Origin of the sequence: Idiomarina aquatica (assembly GCF_004362895.1) — a bacterium.
Lineage (GTDB): Bacteria > Pseudomonadota > Gammaproteobacteria > Enterobacterales > Alteromonadaceae > Idiomarina.
The window spans coordinates 23,544-44,696 of sequence record NZ_SNXI01000006.1; the positions used below are offsets into that span (position 1 = coordinate 23,544).

General features: G+C 46.9%; 18 protein-coding genes. 8 read left to right on the top strand and 10 right to left on the bottom strand.

Annotated features, from left to right (window positions below):
- Positions 1 to 19: 19 nt before the first annotated feature.
- Genes DEU29_RS06335 through rpe form a run of 4 tightly spaced genes read right to left on the bottom strand, consistent with a single transcriptional unit; the run spans position 20 to position 3,501 of the window.
- Positions 20 to 1,195, bottom strand: a complete 1,176-nt coding sequence (locus DEU29_RS06335; protein ID WP_133539413.1) for an HDOD domain-containing protein — start codon at positions 1,193 to 1,195, stop codon at positions 20 to 22.
- Between the two features lie 19 nt (positions 1,196 to 1,214).
- On the bottom strand, positions 1,215 to 1,808 hold the full coding sequence (locus DEU29_RS06340; RefSeq protein WP_133539414.1) for an anthranilate synthase component II: 594 nt from the start codon (positions 1,806 to 1,808) through the stop codon (positions 1,215 to 1,217).
- A 6-nt stretch (positions 1,809 to 1,814) separates the two neighbouring features.
- Positions 1,815 to 2,822 carry a tryptophan--tRNA ligase gene (gene trpS / locus DEU29_RS06345; RefSeq protein ID WP_133539415.1) on the bottom strand — a complete coding sequence of 336 codons (1,008 nt, stop codon included), beginning with the start codon at positions 2,820 to 2,822 and terminating at the stop codon, positions 1,815 to 1,817.
- 1 nt (position 2,823) lies between these two features.
- Positions 2,824 to 3,501 carry a ribulose-phosphate 3-epimerase gene (gene rpe, locus DEU29_RS06350; RefSeq protein WP_133539416.1) on the bottom strand — a complete coding sequence of 226 codons (678 nt, stop codon included), beginning with the start codon at positions 3,499 to 3,501 and terminating at the stop codon, positions 2,824 to 2,826.
- A 135-nt stretch (positions 3,502 to 3,636) separates the two neighbouring features.
- Here rpe and DEU29_RS06355 point away from each other — a divergent pair, with 135 nt between their 5' ends.
- A complete protein-coding gene (locus DEU29_RS06355) occupies positions 3,637 to 3,960 on the top strand; it encodes a hypothetical protein (RefSeq protein WP_133539417.1) in 324 nt (107 codons plus the stop codon).
- Positions 3,960 to 4,175: a DUF2970 domain-containing protein gene (locus DEU29_RS06360; RefSeq protein ID WP_133539418.1), complete on the top strand. Its 216-nt coding sequence runs from the start codon at positions 3,960 to 3,962 to the stop codon at positions 4,173 to 4,175. The genes DEU29_RS06355 and DEU29_RS06360 overlap by 1 nt, the downstream gene beginning before the upstream one ends.
- A 12-nt stretch (positions 4,176 to 4,187) precedes the next feature.
- Here DEU29_RS06360 and prlC read toward each other — a convergent pair whose 3' ends face one another.
- Entirely contained in the window at positions 4,188 to 6,233 is a 2,046-nt protein-coding gene (gene prlC, locus DEU29_RS06365) for an oligopeptidase A (RefSeq protein ID WP_133539419.1), read from the bottom strand.
- A 146-nt stretch (positions 6,234 to 6,379) separates the two neighbouring features.
- Here prlC and DEU29_RS06370 point away from each other — a divergent pair, with 146 nt between their 5' ends.
- The 4 genes from DEU29_RS06370 to DEU29_RS06385 all read left to right on the top strand — a co-directional run bounded on the left by DEU29_RS06370 (position 6,380) and on the right by DEU29_RS06385 (position 16,024).
- Positions 6,380 to 8,659, top strand: coding sequence for a S9 family peptidase (locus DEU29_RS06370; RefSeq protein WP_133539420.1), 2,280 nt, complete (start codon positions 6,380 to 6,382; stop codon positions 8,657 to 8,659).
- A gap of 124 nt (positions 8,660 to 8,783) precedes the next feature.
- Positions 8,784 to 10,136, top strand: coding sequence for a glutathione-disulfide reductase (gene gorA / locus DEU29_RS06375; RefSeq protein ID WP_133539421.1), 1,353 nt, complete (start codon positions 8,784 to 8,786; stop codon positions 10,134 to 10,136).
- A gap of 151 nt (positions 10,137 to 10,287) precedes the next feature.
- A complete protein-coding gene (locus tag DEU29_RS06380) occupies positions 10,288 to 13,173 on the top strand; it encodes an insulinase family protein (protein WP_133539422.1) in 2,886 nt (961 codons plus the stop codon).
- Positions 13,174 to 13,321: 148 nt separating this feature from the next.
- Complete coding sequence (locus tag DEU29_RS06385) at positions 13,322 to 16,024, top strand: putative bifunctional diguanylate cyclase/phosphodiesterase (protein ID WP_133539423.1); 2,703 nt, start codon at positions 13,322 to 13,324, stop codon at positions 16,022 to 16,024.
- On the opposite strand, the gene DEU29_RS06390 is transcribed toward DEU29_RS06385, so the two are convergent.
- Genes DEU29_RS06390 through hemH form a run of 4 tightly spaced genes read right to left on the bottom strand, consistent with a single transcriptional unit; the run spans position 15,965 to position 18,622 of the window.
- Entirely contained in the window at positions 15,965 to 16,507 is a 543-nt protein-coding gene (locus DEU29_RS06390) for a hypothetical protein (protein WP_133539424.1), read from the bottom strand. The genes DEU29_RS06385 and DEU29_RS06390 overlap by 60 nt on opposite strands.
- Before the next feature lie 42 nt (positions 16,508 to 16,549).
- The gene (locus DEU29_RS06395) at positions 16,550 to 17,053 is read right to left on the bottom strand and encodes a retropepsin-like aspartic protease family protein (protein ID WP_133539425.1); all 504 of its coding nucleotides are present in this window, start codon (positions 17,051 to 17,053) and stop codon (positions 16,550 to 16,552) included.
- Entirely contained in the window at positions 17,037 to 17,489 is a 453-nt protein-coding gene (locus DEU29_RS06400; RefSeq protein ID WP_133539426.1) for an OsmC family protein, read from the bottom strand. Before DEU29_RS06400 ends, DEU29_RS06395 begins: the two co-directional genes overlap by 17 nt.
- A gap of 32 nt (positions 17,490 to 17,521) precedes the next feature.
- Complete coding sequence (gene hemH / locus DEU29_RS06405) at positions 17,522 to 18,622, bottom strand: ferrochelatase (RefSeq protein WP_133539427.1); 1,101 nt, start codon at positions 18,620 to 18,622, stop codon at positions 17,522 to 17,524.
- Between the two features lie 131 nt (positions 18,623 to 18,753).
- On the opposite strand from hemH, the gene DEU29_RS06410 reads away from it, so the two are divergent.
- Both DEU29_RS06410 and DEU29_RS06415 read left to right on the top strand, forming a co-directional pair.
- Complete coding sequence (locus tag DEU29_RS06410) at positions 18,754 to 19,356, top strand: YqaA family protein (RefSeq protein ID WP_243734501.1); 603 nt, start codon at positions 18,754 to 18,756, stop codon at positions 19,354 to 19,356.
- Positions 19,357 to 19,367: 11 nt separating this feature from the next.
- Complete coding sequence (locus DEU29_RS06415) at positions 19,368 to 20,387, top strand: CNNM domain-containing protein (protein ID WP_133539428.1); 1,020 nt, start codon at positions 19,368 to 19,370, stop codon at positions 20,385 to 20,387.
- On the opposite strand, the gene DEU29_RS06420 is transcribed toward DEU29_RS06415, so the two are convergent.
- Complete coding sequence (locus DEU29_RS06420) at positions 20,331 to 21,092, bottom strand: sulfite exporter TauE/SafE family protein (protein WP_133539429.1); 762 nt, start codon at positions 21,090 to 21,092, stop codon at positions 20,331 to 20,333. The genes DEU29_RS06415 and DEU29_RS06420 overlap by 57 nt on opposite strands.
- Positions 21,093 to 21,153: the final 61 nt, after the last annotated feature.

Here is a 21,153-nt window from a genome sequence, read left to right on the forward strand (position 1 = left end):
CATTTTTCTAGCAACCGTGTTATTCCGGCACGATAACTTTGGGACGTTTGAGGTTGACGTTATTCAAGATTTTTACCCGCTCTGCATCAATATTGTGCTTTTTAAGCAGGTGCAGCCCCTCTTCTACCGACGCAAGATCGACTTCTCGCAGTAACCGATATTCACAAAAGGCATTCGCCTGCGCCAAAACCGCAGCATAATCAGTATAATCATCACGCGATTTCGCTTGGGTAAAACTCAGCAACTGCTGGCTGATCGGTACCCGTTGCAATCCCCAGCCCTCAGCCACCAAGTAACTGACTCGCTTATCCTGTTCGAGCATTAAATTGCGTAAAAAGCGCTCATCCGGTTTTAATTCGACCAGTGCATTGTGTTTGTCCGGCGTACTGTCTTTAATCGACTTCATTGCCATTTCACGTTGCACGTCATCAAAAACGCGCAAATAAAGCTTGGTCAATGCTATTTTACCCAATTCATGAAACATGCCGATGGTGTATGCCAGAACCGGGTCACGGAGGCCTTCCTGGGTGGCTATTTCATGCGCCAAAATAGCGGTACCCAAACTATGGTCCCAAACTTTGCGCCGAAATAGTGTAAACGGATGAGTCGAGGGTGGTAGCCAATATTGCATGATGTACGCGGGCGTCAGAATGCGCAGGTTTTCCGGCCCCATAAAGCTCATAGCCGTACGTAAGCTCTCTACTTTTACTTGCTTTTGCTTGCGACGCTTATCAATAAAAGGCGGCTGGTTAACTGTTTTGAGCACGCCATTGTGGAACCAGTCCAATCCCTGTACAACGTTTTCTATACGCCGCATGGACGCTGCTTTAGTACTTAATATATCCAGCAGCTCCGGAAGTTGCTCCGGCAACGGAATCAAGCGTTCACGTACATAAGTGGCATCGTCAATCCGCTCCAGGATGCGATGATAAATAGCCTCATGGAGTTCGTCTGACACACGGTCTAAATAACGTTGGCGTGCTTGTTTAAGACGCTGCCTCTCATCATGATTGATTTGTTCAACTTGCAAGAGTCGACGTTTTTGTTCCTGCTCTTCATCTTCTTTGCCATCGGCTTTATCACGACTTTTACGCGCAAAAGGGAAGCTGATCAAATAATTGATAAACCGCTTCTCCAGTCGCACGGCTGGATCCTGGCTGCCACCTTCGGTGGATACTGCAAAAAAGTCATACATGCGTGTAAAACGCTCCCACTTAGCCTAACGTCAAGACAAAATTCTTTAATAGCTGATGACCCGCATGGGTCATCACCGATTCCGGATGAAATTGCACACCAAACAGCGCCATTTCACGATGTCTAATAGACATAATTTCTCGCTCTGCTTCGCCGTCATCAGCCCAGGCGTCAACAATAAAATCTGACGGCACCGAGCTCGGCTTAACCACCAGCGAATGATATCGGGTCACCTGTAACGGACTGGCTATACCGTCGAATAACCCTTGCCCCGAGTGCGTAATCATTGAGGTCTTGCCGTGCATCACTCGCTGCGCACGTACAATTTCTGCCCCATAAGCTTGGGCCAGAGCCTGATGCCCCAGACACACGCCCAGAATTGGAAACTCACCGGCAAACTCGTTAATGCCCTGAAGCGAAATACCCGCTTCGTTCGGGGTACAAGGGCCGGGCGAAATAACCAACCCCTGCATCGCCTTTTTATCTGCCAGCTCACGCAATTGTTGGATAGTTATCTGGTTGTTACGGTAAACTTGGACCGGAACATTCAACTCAACAAAATAGCGCGCTAAATTGTGCGAAAACGAATCATAATTGTCGATCAGCGCCAGCATAAATACTTACTCAGGGTAAGCAACAAAACCAACCGCTTTGTATACGTCAGCCAACGTCTGCGCCGCCTTTTCCCGAGCCTTGTCAGCGCCTTGCTTCATTACTTGCTGTAAAAACGCCGGATCATTTCGCATCTCACTATACCGCTGCTGAATCGGCTCAAGCATTGCCACCACGGCATCAGCTACGTCGGTTTTGAGGTGCCCGTACATTTTATCTTCATATTCCGGCACCAAGTCGTCAATATGACGTCCGGTTGCTGCCGATAAGATGCTAAGTAAATTAGACACACCTGCTTTTTCGGCAGGATCAAAATATATCCGCGCTTGTTCGTCAGAGTCAGTTACCGCGCGCTTTATTTTCTTAGCTATCTTTTTAGGTTCTTCGAGTAAGCCGACATAGTTATTCGGGTTATCGTCAGATTTCGACATCTTTTTAGTCGGCTCTTGCAGTGACATAACTCGAGCCCCAACTTTTGGAATCATTGGTTCGGGCACTTTAAAGACTTCGCCATAGAGATTATTAAAACGTTCGGCTACGTTTCGTGCCAATTCCAGGTGCTGTTTTTGGTCATCACCCACCGGCACTTCATGTGCTTTGTATAACAAAATATCAGCCGCCATAAGAGCCGGGTAGGTAAACAGACCGGCATTAATATTGCCGGCGTGTCGCTGCGATTTATCCTTAAACTGGGTCATTCGGTTTAACTCACCCATCTGGGTGTAACAATTCAATATCCAGGCCAGTTCCGCATGCTGTGGCACATGTGATTGAATAAATAGCGTGCTTTTATTCGGATCAAGTCCACATGCCAAATACAACGCCAATCCGTCCAGTGTCGCCTCGGTCAACTTCTGCGGCTCCTGCCGCACAGTTATTGCATGCAAATCAACCAGCATGAACTTGCAGTCATGGGTATCCTGCATTTTCACCCAATTACTAATCGCACCAATATAGTTACCAATAGAAAGCTGTCCTGATGGCTGACAGCCACTGAGTACAACGGGTTTTGACATGTTAATTTCCTGATTCTACTTGTGATATTTGTTGACGCATCTTACTGATAGCATCAGCATAACTGGGTTGATTAAAAATAGCTGAACCAGCAACAAACATATCTGCGCCCGCTGCAGCAATATCTTTAATGTTGTCAGCATTAACTCCACCATCAACTTCCAACCGGATTTCTCGCCCACTGGCATCGATACGCTGACGCACCTGCCGCAACTTTTCTAATGTCGATGGAATAAATGACTGACCTCCAAATCCCGGATTAACGGACATGAGCAATATAACGTCTAGTTTATCCATAACATGGTCCAGGTAATGCAGCGGCGTTGCCGGGTTAAAAACCAGTCCTGCTTTGCAACCGTGTTCTTTGATCGTCTGTAAGGTCCGGTCAATATGTTCCGATGCCTCGGGATGGAAGGTAATGTAAGAGGCACCCGCTTTAGCAAAGTCGGGAATAATGCGATCGACCGGCTTTACCATTAAATGCACATCGATAGGTGCACTAATGCCATAGTTGCGCAGCGCCTTACAAACCATTGGTCCAATGGTCAGATTGGGCACATAATGGTTGTCCATTACATCAAAATGAACAACGTCGGCACCTGCCTCTAACACGTCCTGTACTTCTTCTCCCAGGCGGGCAAAGTCCGCGGATAAAATTGACGGAGCGATCAAGGGTTGCATAGTCAATAGCCTCTAAAACAGTAAGTGCGCGGATTATAGCAGGTTATGAATGACAAAAAAATTTCTCTTAAATTGCTAGTAATTGTAACAAATCGCTGATAAATTAGGCAGTATTAACCATCGGGGGACTGACACATGTCGTTGACAGTAAAATCAGTATCTATTGCAACCTCAATCATCGGCTTAGCGGCTGTTGGTTACCTGTTTGCAACACCCGCATCTCCGATCACCTCAGTCAGTAATTCCACACAGCAATGCGAGCAGTTACTGTCCAACGCAGAAACAGGTGACATTAAAAAGCAGTGTGTAGCTGCCGCAAACGAAGTTACCTGGACAAACTGGGTAAAAGGCGAAAGCCGCTCTGCACAGTTTCACTTTATTGATTTATTCGAGTTGTTATTCAGCTCTAAAGACGCCTCACAACAAAAACAACGTTTTAATCAACAATCTTCATTGTAATGTCTGAATCGCAGAAGCGCCCGGGTATTGTCAGTACTATTTTTAGTGTCATCGCGGCCTTTTTTGGCGTGCAGAGTGAGTCCAATCGACAGCGCGATTTTAAACACGGTAGTCCATTGGCTTACATCATCGTTGGCATTATTCTCGCCACGGTAATGGTGTTTGGACTCATTGGTGTGGTTAATTGGGTGCTGGCCGCAAGTAGCGGCCAGTAACTAACGCTCGTACTATGCGGCTATTCCACTATGCCGCAGTAATGGTTCTACCTGAGGCTCGCGACCACGGAACTCGATAAATAAATCTGCTGCGCTGCGTGTCCCGCCGCGCTCTAATATTGCCGTAAGAAAATCGCGCCCGGTGGCAGCACTGAATATTCCCTCCTCCTCAAACCGGGAAAATGCATCTGCCGACAGTACTTCCGCCCATTTATAACTGTAATAACCAGCCGCATAGCCGCCGGCAAAAATATGACCAAAACTATGTTGAAAACGGTTGTAGTCAGGAGGAATGCGCACACTGACTTGTTCTCTGACTTGGTTCAGTATTTCGGCGATCCGCGCTCCTTCAGCAGCATTAAATTCATAGTGCAAGCGCATATCGAATAAAGAGAACTCCAACTGGCGCATCATCTGCATGGCAGACTGAAAATTCTTCGCCGCCAGCATCTTTTGTAACAACTCGTCTGGCAGCGGTTCACCAGTCTCATAATGCCCCGAAATATAGGCCAGCGCTTCCGGTTCCCAACACCAGTTCTCTAAAAACTGACTAGGCAACTCAACCGCATCCCACTCAACACCATTAATGCCGGAAACTCCCGCGGTGTCTACCTGCGTCAACATGTGGTGCAACCCATGCCCAAACTCGTGGAATAACGTGACCACCTCGTCGTGTGTAAATAACGCCGGCTTACCGCCTACCGGTTTGTTAAAGTTACAGGTTAGAAAGGCGATGGGGTTTTGTACCTGCCCTGATGCATGTTTGCGCCGACCGACACAATCGGCCATCCACGCCCCTCCACGTTTGCCGGCGCGCGCGTATAAATCAAGATAAAAGCTTCCGCGTAACCGACCGTCTGCGTCATGAATACGGAAGAACCTGACATGTTCATGCCAGGCATTGATATCGGTTTGCTCGCTGACGGTCATTCCGAACAGGCGTTTCACCACCTCAAATAAGCCGTTTAATACCTGTTGTTCAGGAAAATAAGGGCGCAACACCTCATCGGAAATAGCGTACCGCTGTTGTTTCAGCTGCTCACTGTAATAGGGGACGTCCCAAGCTTCGAGTTGCTGTACCCCTTGTTGTTCTGCAAATGCTTCAACCTCTGCATATTCCTGCTTTGCTTGTGGCAACGACTTGGTCGCAAGGTCGTCTAAAAACGTCAATACTTGCGTCGGTTCATCGGCCATTTTGGTGTGCAATGACATTTCGGCATAATTGTTGAAGCCGAGTAACTCCGCTAGCTCATGTCTCAGCGCCAGTGTTTCATCCATAATACTGGAGTTATCATATTCACCGGCATTGGGCCCTGTTTCAGACGCCCGGGTAGTAAATGCGTAGTACATTTCACGACGCAGTTCACGATCTTCGGCATACAACATAACCGGTAAATAGCTGGGGATATCCAACGTGAACAACCAGCCGCCCTGATCGCCTGCGGCCTCGGCAGCTGCTTCCCTTACGCTTTCCGGTAAACCGGCCAAACGCGCTTCATCAGTAATATGACAGTGCCACGCGTGCGTGGCATCAAGTAAATTATTACTAAATTGTGATGATAAATCCGACAGACGACTTGAGATTTTCGCGTAGCGCTGCTTTTTCTCCTCATCAAGATCAACGCCTGACAAGTGGAAATCGCGCAGTGTGTCGTTGATTAGCTTTTGTTGCGCCTCGGTCAATTGCTCGAATTCGTCGCTATTACGCAGGCTCTGGTAGGCATCGAATAAGCCTTTGTGTTGCCCAACAAAAGTAGAGTAGTCAGATAACAGCGGCAGGCAACTATCATGAGCTTCACGTAATTCCGGCGTGCTAACAACCGAATTTATGTGTGATACCGGCGCCCACACTTGCTCTATTTTCTCGTCTGCGTCAGTCAGTGGCTCGACTAAACCATTCCAACTGTAGTCTTCGCCAGCCAGAACGGTTTCGATTGTTTTTCTGGCCTCATCTAAACGTTGTTTCAGGGCCGGTACAATATGATCAGGCTGGATTGCCTTAAAGTCAGGTAACACTTCACCCTGTTTTTCATCACTCAATAGCGGATTCTCGTTCATTAGTTCCTCGGTCGCTTTATCTTTTCTCATAACCTAGATATTGGGCTAGTGGTCGATTCTTCAAGCCATGCCTCTGACTTTTGCTTACGCTTAGGGTAGTATCGTTGGCGGGACTAAATCAGATTACAACATTATAAGGTTTTTCCATGTCAGTGAAACAAGCGTTACGGGGCCCTCTTTTAATGGCCGGTATTATTGGCCTGACGGTTAGTGGCTGTGCACAGACCTCCTCAACGGTAGAGTCAGTGGCGCAAACGAGTAGTTTATCCGTCGATACGATATACAATAGCGACACCTTTCGTTTGGATTATCCTGCGCCGACTCGTTGGCTAGAAGATGGTTCAGGTTATACAACGCTGGAATCATCAGCAACAAACGAGGGGCGAGATATCGTCCGTTATCATCCAGAAACAAATGAACGCGATATCCTCGTTTCGGCAGAGCAACTCACACCAGCGGGTGCTGAAGCCGCGCTCGATATAGCTGATTACCGTTGGTCCGATGACGGTAACAAAGTACTGATTTTTACTAATACAAAACGCTCGTGGCGAACCCACACGCTCGGCGATTACTGGGTGCTTGACCGAGCTAACAATCAATTACAAAAGTTAGGTGGTACTGCGCCAGAGTCGACCTTGCAGTTTGCAAAATTTAATCCACAAGGTGACAAAGTTGCCTACGTAATGCAGAACAACATTTACGTGCAGGATCTGGCGTCGATGACTATTACACCCATTACCACTGATGGTAACGACTATATTGTTAATGGGACCTTTGACTGGGTTAACGAAGAAGAGTTTTTCTTACGTGACGGCTTCCGCTGGAGCCCCGACGGTGAGCATATTGCCTACTGGCAGCTCGACACCGAGGGCACACCGCTGTTCACCATGATCAACAACACCGGAGAATTGTATCCAACACTCAAGCAGTTCCCTTATCCCAAAGTTGGTGAAACCAATGCCGCCATGCGCATTGGTGTAATTGACGCCGATGGCGGAGACACAACCTGGATGCAATTACCCGGCGATCCGCGCCAACATTATCTGGTACGCATGCAGTGGTCAGGCAACAATCAGCAGCTGTTAATTCAACAGCTAACCCGTAAACAACACATTAACCGCGTATTCCTTAGCACTATTGATAAAGGGCGTACTCAGGAATTAATTCGCGAAACCACCGACTCCTGGGCTGAATATGTTGACGACGTTAAGTTTTTAGCCAATGGCAAACGCTTTACCTGGTTGTCTGAGCGCTCAGGTTTCCGCCATATTTACGTGGTTAATAAAAGCTCGGGTAAAATGACCGAAGTCACCCAGGGTAGCTGGGACGTGGTCGAGGTTTTGCGTATCAATGAGACCAGTGGCTGGGTGTATTTTATTGCGTCGCCGGATTCACCGCTCGAGCGTTATTTATTCCGTGCCAAACTTGACGGCAGCGGAGTATTGGAGCGTTTAACACCACAACAAGCGGGCACTCATGCCTATAGTGTTTCGCAGGACGGAGCCTATGCTGAGCACACCTTTAGTGCGGTTGATCAGGTGCCGCAAACTCACATGGTTAAACTACCAAGCCACGAGATCATCCGTCCTGTCGTATTAAATGAGGATGTTCAACAACAGGTCAATAGCATCGCACGCAAACCCGTTGAATTCTTCCGTGTCGAAGCGCGCGACGGCTTAGCACTCGACGGTTATATCATGCGTCCAGCCGACTTTGATCCAACTAAAAAATATCCCATTTTGTTTTACGTTTACGGCGAACCCTGGGGCCAGACCGTTGCGAATAAATGGGGAGGCTCGACCTTCTTGTGGCACACCATGCTAACCCAACAAGGTTATATTGTGGCTTCAATCGACAATCGCGGCACCAAGTCACCACGGGGCTTTGACTGGCGTCGTTCGATATACAAAAACCTTGGGGTTGTTACCGTGCGCGATCAGTATGACGCGTTGCAGGCTATGAGCCAACGCTGGGACTTTATCGATACCTCACGAGTCGGCATTTGGGGTCACAGTGGCGGTGGGTCACAAACGCTAAACGCTTTATTCCGTTACCCCGATGCCTATCATATGGGTATGGCCCTGGCGCCGGTTCCTGACCTTACCCTGTACGACACTATTTACCAGGAGCGTTATTCAGGGCTGCTGCCGGAATCTGCAGAGCGTTATAAGGAAACCTCTGCCATTACTCACGCTGAGGGATTACAAGGGGATTTGCTGCTGGTACATGGTACCGGTGATGATAACGTGCATTTTCAGGGCTCCGAGCGATTAGTTAACGAACTCATCAAGCACGGTAAGCAGTTCGACTTCTTCGCTTATCCGAACCGTTCTCATGGAATTTATGAAGGCCCGGGCACTGTCGAACACCTTCGCACCATGATGACCAAGTTTGTTAAAGAAAAACTACCAGCCGGCGGTCGCTAAGAACTGATCTTTCGATTACGGTAATCGGTATTATCAACAGGCAAAGCCCCTCAGTTCGTTGCAACATGAGGGGTTTTTCTTCAAGATATGCGCATTCAAATTTTTCTGACAGGAGTTTAGTAGTATGAGCAGACATTATGACTATTTGGCTATTGGCGCAGGTAGTGGTGGTATTGCGTCAGCTAACCGCGCTGCAATCCGTGGTGCTAAGGCAGCAGTGATCGAAGCCAATGCTGTTGGCGGCACTTGCGTCAATGTCGGTTGTGTACCCAAAAAAGTCATGTGGTACGGCGCTCATATTGCAGAAGCAGTTAAATACTCCCCCGCGTACGGTTTTGATGTCGAGCAGAAAGGTTTTGACTGGGCAACCATGGTTAAAAACCGTGAAGCGTACATCGAGCGTATTCACGGCGGCTACCATCGCGGCTTTCAGGGTAATGGTGTTGAATTCATTGAAGGCTATGCAACTTTCGTGGATCATCGCACGGTTGAAGTGAATGGCGAAAAAATCACTGCCGACCACATTACTATTGCCACTGGCGGACGCCCTATGATCCCGGATATTCCAGGCGCTGAGCATGGTATTGATTCAGATGGTTTTTTCGCGCTGACAAAACAACCAAAAAAAGCCGCTGTCATTGGCGCAGGCTATATAGCAGTAGAGATTGCCGGCGTATTTCACGCACTGGGCACCGATACACATCTTTTAGTTCGCCGTGACCGACCGTTGCGTAACTTCGATAAGTACATCACCGACGGACTGCTGGAACGAATGAAGCAAGACGGCCCGACCTTACACACAGAGACTACGGTCAAGGAAGTGGTCAAAGCAGACGATGGTACCTTGACGCTGCACTACGAAAACGGTGAATCACTTGCCGACGTTGACTGCCTGGTGTGGGCAATAGGGCGAGTGCCTGCAACCGATAAGATTAACCTTGATTGTACGGGTGTTGAGTTAGATGCTGACGGTTTTATCAAAGTCGATAAGTACCAAAATACCAACGTACAAGGTATTTATGCGGTAGGTGATAACACCGGCGCAGCCGCATTAACTCCAGTCGCGATAAAAGCCGGTCGACAGTTAGCTGAGCGCTTATTCAATGATATGCCGGATGCGCACATGGATTACGAAAATATCCCAACGGTAGTATTCAGCCACCCAACTATAGGAACCGTTGGATTAACCGAAGAAGATGCGGTTGTTAAGTATGGCGCCAGTAACATTAAGACCTACACCTCGTCTTTTGCTGCAATGTACAATGCGGTAACACCACACCGCGCGTTAAGTTATTTCAAACTGGTTTGCTATGGGCCGGAAGAAAAAGTCGTGGGTATTCACGGTATCGGTGAAGGCATGGATGAAATTCTGCAAGGCTTTGCCGTTGCCGTGAAAATGGGTGCACGCAAATCTGACTTAGATTCGACCGTTGCATTGCATCCAACATCAGCGGAAGAATTCGTTACATTGCGATAAACAGCCTAACCATGCGAAGTAAAGCCGGCGACTCTGCCGGCTTTTTTATGGTTAAAAGTTGTTACAAATTTTTAGACAAGGGATGAACCTCAATCGTTATAACAGTGTTAAAGTCTGGTCAATATAATTTAGGTAACTGAGACTTTTCACTATGAAAAAACTATTCCTTGCTTCCGCTATCAGCGCAGCATTATTTGCCGCTGGTTGTGCGCAAACAGACACATCAACAAACGCCAATAGCATCAGTACAGCGCCAGTAGCCGCTGATCAAGTTATTAAAAGCCCAAACGACCAGCGCCAATATCGCACCGTAACACTCGAAAACCAACTGCAGATACTTTTAGTGTCTGACCCTGATACTGAAAAATCGGCAGCTTCGCTGAGCGTCGATGTTGGTTTGCTACATGACCCAATGACCCAACAGGGTATGGCACACTACCTTGAGCATATGCTATTCCTGGGCACCGAAAAGTATCCCGATACCAATGGCTACAGTGAATTTATGAGCAGCAACGGGGGTAGCCAAAACGCCTACACCTGGCTCGATATTACTAACTATATGTTTAAGGTTAATAATGACGCATATGACGAAGGGCTGGATCGATTCTCGGACTTTTTCAAGGCTCCTATGCTGTACCCGGAGTACGTCGACAAAGAGCGTAATGCAGTAAATGCCGAGTGGTCAATGCGCCGTGAAATGGATTTTTTTGGACAGTTTAAATTAGGTCGCGCGTTACTCGGCGAACACCCGGCCAACCGTTTTTTAATTGGTAACCTGGAAACATTAAGCGATAAAGAAAACAGCAAGCTTCACGAGGAAACCGTTAAGTTTTATAACCAGTATTACTCTGCCAATATCATGAAAGTCGCGATGCTAAGTAATCGTTCGCTGGATGAAATGGAAGCCCTGGCACGTAAGCATTTTGCCAGCGTAGAAAATGACAATATCGAAAACCCGGAAGTGGACGAACAACTGAACTTTGCAGACGTAGGCGGCAAGCTCATCCATTACGTCCCTAACGAGGATGTGAAGCAATTAAAGCTGGAATTCCTGATAGCCAATAACCAGGACCAGTTTGCGGTAAAACCTAATCGCTACGTAACCTATTTGCTAGGCTCAGAAATGCCGGGGACTCCGGCCGCCACGCTAAAAGAAGCGGGTTTAATCTCAAGCCTGAACGCATCAGCGTCGCCTGATTTTTATGAAAACTATGGCGTATTATCCATTGATTTTGAACTGACTGACGCCGGCATGGAACAGCGCGAAGAAATTGTTCGCGTTATGATGGATTACATTAAACAGGTTAAATCTGAAGGGGTCGACGAGAAGTACTCTAAAGAAATACGTACGAGTTTACAGAATCGTTTTAGATTTCTCGAAAAAGGCGATGAGTTTAGCTATGTTTCATCGCTCGCGGAAGCTATGCAAAATTATCCTGCAGAGTACGTTATCAGCGCACCGTACGAATTTCAGCGCTTTAACCCAGACGCAATCAATAACGTACTTGACCAGTTAACGCCGGAACGGTTACGAATTTGGTATATCAGTCAACAAGAGCCGAGTGATAGTGAGCTGAAGTTTTACGATGGTAAATATAAAGTCGTGGAGCTGAGTGAGCAGCAGTTACAGCAATACCAACAACCCGCCGACTATGCGGTTAGCTTACCTAAAGTCAACGAATTATTACCCGAAAGCTTTGCAATTCGTGACAATGCGAGTTTCGCTAAACCGAAAATTGTTACACAAGAGCCAGGCCTTGAGGTATGGCAATATCCGAGCCAGAAGTTTGCTGACCAACCTCGCGGCATTCTAACCGTCAATATAAATAACGAAGCACCGATTACTGATATAAAAAGTCACGTATTGGCTGCCCTTTGGCGCGATCTCTACAGCCTGAATACCAGTGCTTTGGATACTGAAGCGAGCATTGCGGGCATGAATTTGAGCCTTGCCAATGGTGTTGGTATGACGTTGACCGTATCTGGTTTTACTGACAAACAACCTGAGTTGCTGAATCGTGCATTATCAGCACTTGCATTTAATGTAGAGCCTCGTAGCTTCAAGCAAGCAGTCGACCGTTACATCCGGGCGATTAATAACAAGGGCCAACAATTCCCGCTATATCAATCGTTCGACGCCTACGGCAGCTTGATCCGCGAAGGCAGCTTTGCCGAGGACGAGCTAATTAAAACCGCTCAGTCTCTCAGTGCAGCAGACCTCGAGCAGTTCATGTCGGCTCTATTAAGTAATAACACCATACGTGCGTTTGCATTCGGTAACTATAATCAACCCGATATCGATAAGGCAGTGGCTCAGGTTAAGACCAATCTACCTGATGACCGCAATATCACCGATTACCGCTACGCTAAGTTTTACAAGCCTCAACAGCAAAGCGCTATAGTGTTGCGTAAAGATCTCGATGTCGCCGATGTTGGTTTAGTGGAAGTTCACATGCACCCGGAACCTGGATTTGCACCGCAAGCCGCCGGCACCGTGCTGCAAAGTCACTTCCGCACTGCTGCGTTTGATACGCTCAGAACGGAAGAGCAGTTAGCCTATGCGGTAGGCACCTTCGCTCCAACTCTGGATCGATACACGGGCCTGGGTCTATACATTCAAACACCGGTGAAAAATGTTGCTGACATGCATGAGCGGTTTAATCGCTTTAAGCAGGAATACTGGCAGCAACTAAAAAACATGTCGGTCGATAAGTTTGAACAGTTAAAATCAAGCACGCTAATAACCCTTAACGAGCCGCCGAAAAACCTCAACGAGGAAGTCGCCCCAATCTTATCTGACTGGGCACTACAGCGGTTTGACTTTGATAGTAAGCAAGCCCTAATACAGGCTGTCGAAGCGCTTACGTTAGAACAGCTGAAAGCTTTTTATCAAGCAACGTTGCTTAACCCTGAAGCTGCTCGCATTTCTGTTCAATTACGTGGCGAAAAATTCGCCGAGCAGCCATTTGCAGACATTCCTAACATGACCGTTATCGAGAGTCTTTCCGACTTTCATCAAACTATGCCCAAACAATAAACAGTTAGTCCTGCAATCACAAAAACAAAAGGCAGTCTAAAAATGACTGCCTTTTTTATACTCTTTACAGGACATATCTGCACGGCTACTATGACCTTTATAATAGACAGGCGATCTACTGCGAGTATACGGTTGCCAAGGAGCCACGGTGTTAAACCAATTAACAGATAACCTCTCATCATCATTGGTCCCGTTAATGGGGCTTGTGTGTCTATTATTTGGTCTGGTTGGCGTTATCGACCTTGCTGTTAGTGCCAACGCCGAAATCATGCCCGCATTAACACCCGTGTTGTCTTTGGCAACAATAGTTACTGGCCTTGCTATTCTTAGCTACCTGGCCTCGTGGTGGCTTCTTACACGCATGCTAGGTGTAGTGATTATTATTAGTGCGGTTTATTCCGCGTGGTTTGCTGAGACCCAAATGTCGGTTTTTTTGCCACCGGTTGCTCTATTAGTCGGTTCGGTATTTTTGTTGTCTTCTAATCATAATTTCTCTTTTCGCTGGTCTAAATTTACAGGCTTACTACTAGCCACGTTATCCACCGCCCTCTTTATCTCGCTTTGGGTCCGTGGCTATACCACCCAATGGGCTACGAATCCAATTACTGTAACCGCAGCCATGGTTATAACGACCGCTGTGGCGTTAGCTTTTTTACTTTTGCCGAGTGCCAAGCGGCAAAATACTTACCCCCATCCTGTTGGACTTTTTTTAGCCGGCGCCATTGTTACAGCAACCATCGCCATTTGGGCGGTTGTCTCTAACCAGCATATCGACAATATCAAGCACCGCGGTGAACTCAACCTGCGAACATCCAGCGAAACAATAAGTGAGCGTTTGGTAATTCAGGACGCGGCAATACAGCGATTGGTAAACCGTTGGGAAAACGTTGGTGCGCAAGATTTGAAAACCTTGATCGAGATAGATTCGCAGACTTATATCAACGATTTTGGTTTAATTGAGGCCATTGCTATTTTTGAACAACCTAACCGGATGTTACCGGCATCCTCAGGTGTTGACGAAGCCCTCGATATTTTCTCTATCGAGAGTATCAAGCAATGGCGTGCTGACAACTTTAGCACTCAGGCAGCTGTAGTTGTCGAAAAAAGCCTGCACTCTAATCAGCCTCGCTTTGTATTAGTCTACCCGATCAATAGTCAGGACAAGCAACCGAAGCAGTTAGCAGTCGTGCTGAATATTAGTAAACTCTTAGATGTTCGGAAAATTCCCTATCTTGATTATTTCGACACTTACCTCAAGCTCAGCGCCGATTACTATTTACCGATAGCGAGTAGTGAATTTTATACGCTATCTGAAGCTGAACTAGCCGACTTACACTTTTTCCAGTTATCTACCGAATTACCGGTTTTTGGCGAACAACCGATGGTATTTCATGCCGCGCTTAATAGCCCCAGCGTATTTTGGCACAACGCAATGATTAATCAGTTTATTTTAATCGTTGGCCTGCTGTTGAGCGTGCTTTTTTTAGCCACTTTCGATGTTAATCGCCGCTTAAACCGAGAGCGCAACAAACTTTATAACCTGGCGAATTTTGATACCGTCACCGGCTTAATACGACGCGATGTGCTCGAACAACGAATAGAAGACTATTTAGCTAAAAATAGGCACTTAGAATGCGGCGTGCTGTTTATTGACTTAGATGGCTTCAAAGCGATAAATGACAATTTGGGTATTAACATTGGCAACCGGCTTTTACGGGCTGTTGCTGAGCGCTTAAAGGAGAAGCAATTAGACGACGTGGAAATTGCACGGTTCAGCGGCGATGAATTTATCGTGTTTCTCCGTTATTCATCTATCGATAACTGCATAACCGTTGCCGAGCGATTACTCAGCCGTATCCGGGAAAAGTTTTCTTTCGACGAACTCGAGCTCTATTTAACCGCCAGCATAGGTATCAGCCAGCCCAAATTAGAACAAACTACAGCAGAGCTGTTGATTCAAAACGCCGATGTTGCAATGAGTAAGGCCAAAGAACGAGGGGGCAACACCTTTCAGCTTTTCACTGAATCAATGGGAGTAAAATACGAACATGCATTGCATTTGCGCAATAAAATGCAAACAGCGATAGAAGCGGACTCCTTTGAGGTTTACTTTCAGCCCTACGTGGCAGCCAATAGCAACAAAATAATTGGCGCAGAGGCGTTGGCCAGATGGCCACAGGCGGACGGCAGTTTTATATCCCCGGCAGAGTTTATAGCCATTGCTGAACAAACGGGCCAGATTGTCCCGCTTTCGACCCTTATCATGCGCAAAGCATTTGCCCAGCTTGCAAAAATCCAACACAACTCTGACTTTGTGATGTCGGTTAACTTATCGGTGAAACAGTTTCAACGCGAAAATATCACGCAATTGGTTTCATCGCTTGCAACAGAATTCAATGTACCGTTACACCGCTTGCAGTTTGAGTTGACAGAAAGCGTGATGGTCGACGATGCTCAGCAAGTGTTTACCGAACTGGCGGAGTTAAGAACAATAGGATGCCAAATTGCAATCGATGACTTTGGTACGGGATTCTCTTCGCTGGCTTATCTGAATAAGTTGCCGGTTGATGTACTCAAAATTGACCGCGAATTCACGCAATCAATTTATACTGACCCGGCCAGCCAGACTATTTGCAAAGCAATAATTAGCATGGCACACGGACTTAATAAACACATTATTGTAGAGGGTATCGAGACCACTGAGCAGGCTGATTTCTTTAAACGATTAGGCTGCATGGGCTTGCAAGGCTTTTTATTTTACAAACCCATGCCTTTTGAGCAGCTAGATAATTTACTCAACCCGAGTGACTCGAAAGCGTCGGTTAGCTCCTTCCCGCCCGAAAAAGAATGAGTTAAGTGCGCCACGTTCGATATAATAAGTGTCTTCTTCTTTCCAACTAAAATAGCCGACACTTTCCGTTTGCTTCCAGACCTGGCCATTGTCCAGTGTAATTATCCAATTGCCGTAAGGGTCCTGGCGGCGGCTTGCCACATTAACAATCAACTTCTCTATTTCGTCCATATCTTTGGCGTTTTTGTGTTCAAGTCCAAAGCGTTGTTCAGAGCTCTTCCCATTTTCGCTGCGTTTTTGCTGACCTTTTTTACGAGCTTGCTCGGCTACTTGCTGGCCATGGTTATTGCCTTTAGCCTGGCGTTCTTTACCAGAAACTGAAGTTTTATCAGCCTGCTTCTGCGCTAACTGGTCATAACACACCAAACGCTCCAGTGAATCTTCTATGGTTGCGCATCGTTGCAGCGGAGTCTGTTGTGCGGCTACCGATGCGGTCATTACGATTGATGACGCAATACATGCTAATGCTGCACGTTTTTGCATAATGCTATCCTCTTAAAATAGTTGTTTGACTCGATATCGGGGTTAGTATCGGATAGTCAGCGTATCGCCTTTTTGCGTTAACTCAAATTGTTTTAACGCGCTCATACCCAATAAAATAACGTCACCATCCATACCCGGTGTAATCGATGCTTCGACATCATTCAAGGTTATACCACCTAACTCAAGCGAATTAAGCTGCGTGCGGTAGGTTATAACCCGGCCATTAGCTGTTTGCGACATGCCTTGCCGACCCCGTTTTAGGTTTAGCCGCTCAGCCAAACCTGCCGGTATGGCGACCAGAGTTGCTCCGGTATCCAGTAAGAAGGTTACCGGCGAGCCATTAATGCGCCCATCAGCAACATAGTGACCCATGCGGTTCTGCACTAGCTGGACAACCAACTGATTATCTCGCTGTTGGGCTTGTAATTGTTGGTTGGGGTTAAATTGTTGCTGCAACTTATCTTCAAAAAACCAAACCAATAATGCCAGTGCCAGGCCCCATGCGATAAACAAAAAGGGCTTACCAAAGCTATTCGTGGTCGACATCTTTTACCTTGGTATTGTTGCTGTCATAGACCTTCACATCAACATCAATGCCATTACGTACGCTTTGGGTAACCACACAAAAGTCTTCAAATTTCTCCAGCGCTTGTTGCAAGTGTTCAAGGTTATCCTGCTCATTACCCAGAAATATTTCGACCGTAATGTTGGTAATTCGCCAACGTCCTTCTACTCGCTCTACTGAGCCCTCAACCTCAGCACTAACCTTGCCGGGATTATCTTTGTACTTGCGTAGCGCGAACATTAAACTGGCAGCCAGACAATTTGCCACTGATGCTGCAAGCATTCTTGAAGGGTTGGGACCTTCGCCCCCACCCAGCGGCTCAGGCTCATCGGTAGTGATTTCGCCAAATTGGCCAAAATCGACAACAAACTTATAGTCCTCTACAAGCTCCAGGCTTAACTTAAAATCGCCTTCCATGATATCTCCTCTTGAAGCGACACAATCGATTTCTAATAAGGTAAACTTTGATTTTTTACCTTATCAGCCTGCGACTGTCTAACTGCCAACGAACCTGCTTGATCTTGCTCAACTACCCAGCCACTCAAGTTATGTGTTATGAGTTGAGTCAACGCCTCTATATGTTGCGGTTCTGCGTTTAACGCACTGATATACTCATATCGCTCACCGCCGCTCTCCATAAAGTACTCTTTATTCTCTTCGCCAATCTCTTCAATTGTCTCCAGGCAGTCTGCCGAAAAACCCGGACAGAAAACCTGTACTGATTTGACGCCTTTACTCGGTAGGCTTTTCATTGTCTCGTCGGTATATGGCTGCAGCCATTCTTCTCGGCCAAAACGCGACTGAAATGTGGTTAAGTACTCACTTTCGCTAAGCCCCAGCTTTTCTGCCAGAAGACGAGATGTTTTATAGCATTCACAATGATACGGGTCGCCATTTTTTAAATAACGGAGCGGCACGCCATGATAAGAAAATATAAGTTTGTCAGCTCGCCCGTGCTCGCTCCAGTGGCGTGTAATGCGAGCCGCAGCCGCCTCGATAAACGGGTCAAAGTCATGATAATGCGTGATAAACCTAAATTCGGGAATCCAGCGACGACGGGTGAAGTCGTTTGCAATAGCGTCGAACGTTGAGGCTACGGTAGATGCAGAATATTGCGGGTAAAGCGGCAATACTAATAACTTTCGCACTCCTGCCTGCATCATTCGCTCAATCGCATCTTCAATGCTCGGCGAGCCATAACGCATGGCAAACTCAACGACAATGTGTTCACCATACTGTTGCTGTAACTGCTCACGAATCGCATTCGCTTGATCTTCAGTGTGGTACAGCAACGGTGAGCCGCGATCGGTCCATACCGTCTGGTAAGCTTCTGCTGAGCGCTTGGGCCTAATCCTTAGAATAACGCCATTCAAAATTAGCGACCACAACAGCCTGGGAACCTCGACCACACGAGGATCAGACAAAAATTGTTTCAGGTAAGGTTTCAGTGCCGCTTTAGTCGGCGCGTTTGGGGTACCCAAATTGGTTACCAGTACCCCCAGTTTATCTGGCTGCTGATGAGAAAATGTGGGACTGCCCTTAAACTTCATGCGTCGCTTTCCTTTTGGTGACCACTAAAACAAATTACCTGCTCATTACGTCATTTTTAAACGGTTCGATCCCTATTGCAAAGTTTTCGCGTTAAACTAGTTACGATTGTACCAATCGATAATGGAAAATTGTGAACGACAGCAACGTCAAACCCACTAATAAGTCAGCACAAAAATGGCTGCAGCGATTACTTGAGTCTCCCCACGCTCTGGTTATTTTATTCTTTATGTCTGCGCTGGAAGCTACCCTAATACCAATTCCGCTGGAGTTGGTATTAATTCCCTTTATGATCCTCGAACGCGAACGTATCTGGAGCATCGCCTCGGTAGCCTTAGCAGGTTGCTTATTTGGTGCAGTTTGTGGCTACTATATTGGTTACACCTTGTTCGATACGGCTGGCCAGTGGTTTATCAACTACCTAAATCTTCAGGATTACTACCAAGAGTTTAAGAAGACCCTGGAAAGTGACGGTTTTATCGCGATATTTTTAGTCGGCGTCACCCCGGTTCCGTTTCAAACAGCTATGCTAGCCGCCGGCGCAACTGCATTCTCGTTACCACTATTTTTACTGGCTTCCGGGCTGTCCCGGGGTATACGTTATTACGGTCTGGCAGTACTTGCATTATGGCTTGGCCCATACGCGCAGGAATGGTGGCAAAAAAATGCATCGCGTTTGGGTTGGTCGATTGCTATTATTTCAGCCATTGCATTGCTGATCTTTCAGTTTAGCTAAATAGAGAGCCCATGTTTTTACTTATTGTTTTTGCTGTTTTAGCAGTCGGTGTGTCATTTGTTTGCTCAATATTAGAAGCTGCACTGCTGTCGATTACACCGAGTTACATTGCTCAGCTAAAAGAGCACAAGCCAGAATTACACAACAAACTTAAAAAGCTTAAGCAAAATATTGATCAGCCGCTGGCTGCCATATTAACCCTAAACACAATATCGCATACTGCCGGCGCCGCAGGCGTCGGTGCTCAGGTTGGTATTGTGTTTGGTGATGGCTATCTTGGTATTGCTAGTGCGGTAATGACATTATTAATTTTAGTATTATCAGAGATCATTCCCAAAACCATTGGCGCAAAATTTTGGCGTGGCCTTGCCCCGGTCTTAGCTCCTACGTTAATTTTTATGATATTTATTTTGCGTCCATTTATCTGGTTGTCCGACCAAATTACCCGCCGTATCGGTAGTACCGAACCCGACATTGACGTGCGGTCGGAAATTAAAGCCATGGCGACAATGGGATTGGAACAAGAGGCGTTGGATAAAGACGAGCACAGGGTAATATGGAATATCCTCGACTTGCATGATATTCGCGTTAAGGATGTCATGACCCCGCGTACTGTGTGTGAGACCATTCCGCCAGGTATGTCAGTTGCGGAGTTTGCTGAAAAAGCCCGAACTCTTCCTTTTTCTCGCTTTCCTGTTATTGATGTCGAGGAGGAACCCTTAGGATTGCTGTTCAGGAGTGACGCGTTAGACGCCGAGAGACACCAGGATGTCGCCGAGCTAGTTCGTCCGGTAGAAATTGTCACCGAAACGGTAAGCATCGAAAATTTGATGGCCTACTTACTAAAAGAACGCCAGCATTTGTGTCTTGTATACGACGAACACGGGAGTTGGCTGGGGTTAATTACCTTAGAAGATATCATCGAAACCATTCTGGGGACCCCGATTATGGACGAGACGGACAACGTATCCAGCCTACGCCGTTATGCCCGCCAGCGTTGGGATAAGCGTCTCAAACGCGACCCACAATAAGCGCAATGCTAATAGCGTTATAACCCAACTGAAGATCTGGTTAAAGCGATGATTGGAGATTCGCTTTAGCCAGTTTAAGCCAACCCAGGTACCAACAAAGCCCGCCACCATCATGGCGAAAATCAGTGCCAACCAGTCTTTAAATATAAAACCTGCCAAGCCAAACACTAATGCCTTGGGAGCATGCTGCATGCTCATCGTGGCGGCAAAAGTAGCCACGGTGGTCATGCGTTCGTTAAATCTGGACTTAATAAATGCCGCCACTACAGGCCCGGAAGCCCCTACAAATAGCGAAATAAACCCAGTAATCAACCCTCCGGTAGCTAACCCGGCTCGTCCCAAAACCAATTGAGGTAATTTCGGCCCCCAGGTCAAATACAATAAAAACAGCGCAATACATAATTGCAGAATACTTGCGGGAAGTTGTACTAATAACAAACTACCCACATACGTTCCCAACAAACCAAACGGGACAAACCAAGCGACCGTAAACCAATTGATATAACGCCACGCTAAAATAGCGCGACCAATATTAGAGCCCATTTGTACAACACCATGAACCGGGATTATGGCTTGAGCGGGCAACACCAAAGCCAAAATGGCGATAAGTACCGCGCCACCGCCGGCGCCAGCTATGGCAGTAAGCAACGAGGTTAGCGAAGAAATAAAAACCAGCAACCAAAACAAGCCATCGCTTGCAGACATTGAGCAAAACTCCCTGAACGGTTATAATTCGCGCGATTTTAACGCCCCGGATTTACGTTCC

What these genes read in the sequence shown, in the direction of transcription:
- DEU29_RS06335 (WP_133539413.1), bottom strand. Translation starts at nt 1,195, where the DNA reads ATGTATGACTTTTTTGCAGTATCCACCGAAGGTGGCAGCCAGGATCCA.
- DEU29_RS06340 (WP_133539414.1), bottom strand. Translation starts at nt 1,808, where the DNA reads ATGCTGGCGCTGATCGACAATTATGATTCGTTTTCGCACAATTTAGCG.
- trpS (WP_133539415.1), bottom strand. Translation starts at nt 2,822, where the DNA reads ATGTCAAAACCCGTTGTACTCAGTGGCTGTCAGCCATCAGGACAGCTT.
- rpe (WP_133539416.1), bottom strand. Translation starts at nt 3,501, where the DNA reads ATGCAACCCTTGATCGCTCCGTCAATTTTATCCGCGGACTTTGCCCGC.
- DEU29_RS06355 (WP_133539417.1), top strand. Translation starts at nt 3,637, where the DNA reads ATGTCGTTGACAGTAAAATCAGTATCTATTGCAACCTCAATCATCGGC.
- DEU29_RS06360 (WP_133539418.1), top strand. Translation starts at nt 3,960, where the DNA reads ATGTCTGAATCGCAGAAGCGCCCGGGTATTGTCAGTACTATTTTTAGT.
- prlC (WP_133539419.1), bottom strand. Translation starts at nt 6,233, where the DNA reads ATGAACGAGAATCCGCTATTGAGTGATGAAAAACAGGGTGAAGTGTTA.
- DEU29_RS06370 (WP_133539420.1), top strand. Translation starts at nt 6,380, where the DNA reads ATGTCAGTGAAACAAGCGTTACGGGGCCCTCTTTTAATGGCCGGTATT.
- gorA (WP_133539421.1), top strand. Translation starts at nt 8,784, where the DNA reads ATGAGCAGACATTATGACTATTTGGCTATTGGCGCAGGTAGTGGTGGT.
- DEU29_RS06380 (WP_133539422.1), top strand. Translation starts at nt 10,288, where the DNA reads ATGAAAAAACTATTCCTTGCTTCCGCTATCAGCGCAGCATTATTTGCC.
- DEU29_RS06390 (WP_133539424.1), bottom strand. Translation starts at nt 16,507, where the DNA reads ATGCAAAAACGTGCAGCATTAGCATGTATTGCGTCATCAATCGTAATG.
- DEU29_RS06395 (WP_133539425.1), bottom strand. Translation starts at nt 17,053, where the DNA reads ATGTCGACCACGAATAGCTTTGGTAAGCCCTTTTTGTTTATCGCATGG.
- DEU29_RS06400 (WP_133539426.1), bottom strand. Translation starts at nt 17,489, where the DNA reads ATGGAAGGCGATTTTAAGTTAAGCCTGGAGCTTGTAGAGGACTATAAG.
- hemH (WP_133539427.1), bottom strand. Translation starts at nt 18,622, where the DNA reads ATGAAGTTTAAGGGCAGTCCCACATTTTCTCATCAGCAGCCAGATAAA.
- DEU29_RS06415 (WP_133539428.1), top strand. Translation starts at nt 19,368, where the DNA reads ATGTTTTTACTTATTGTTTTTGCTGTTTTAGCAGTCGGTGTGTCATTT.
- DEU29_RS06420 (WP_133539429.1), bottom strand. Translation starts at nt 21,092, where the DNA reads ATGTCTGCAAGCGATGGCTTGTTTTGGTTGCTGGTTTTTATTTCTTCG.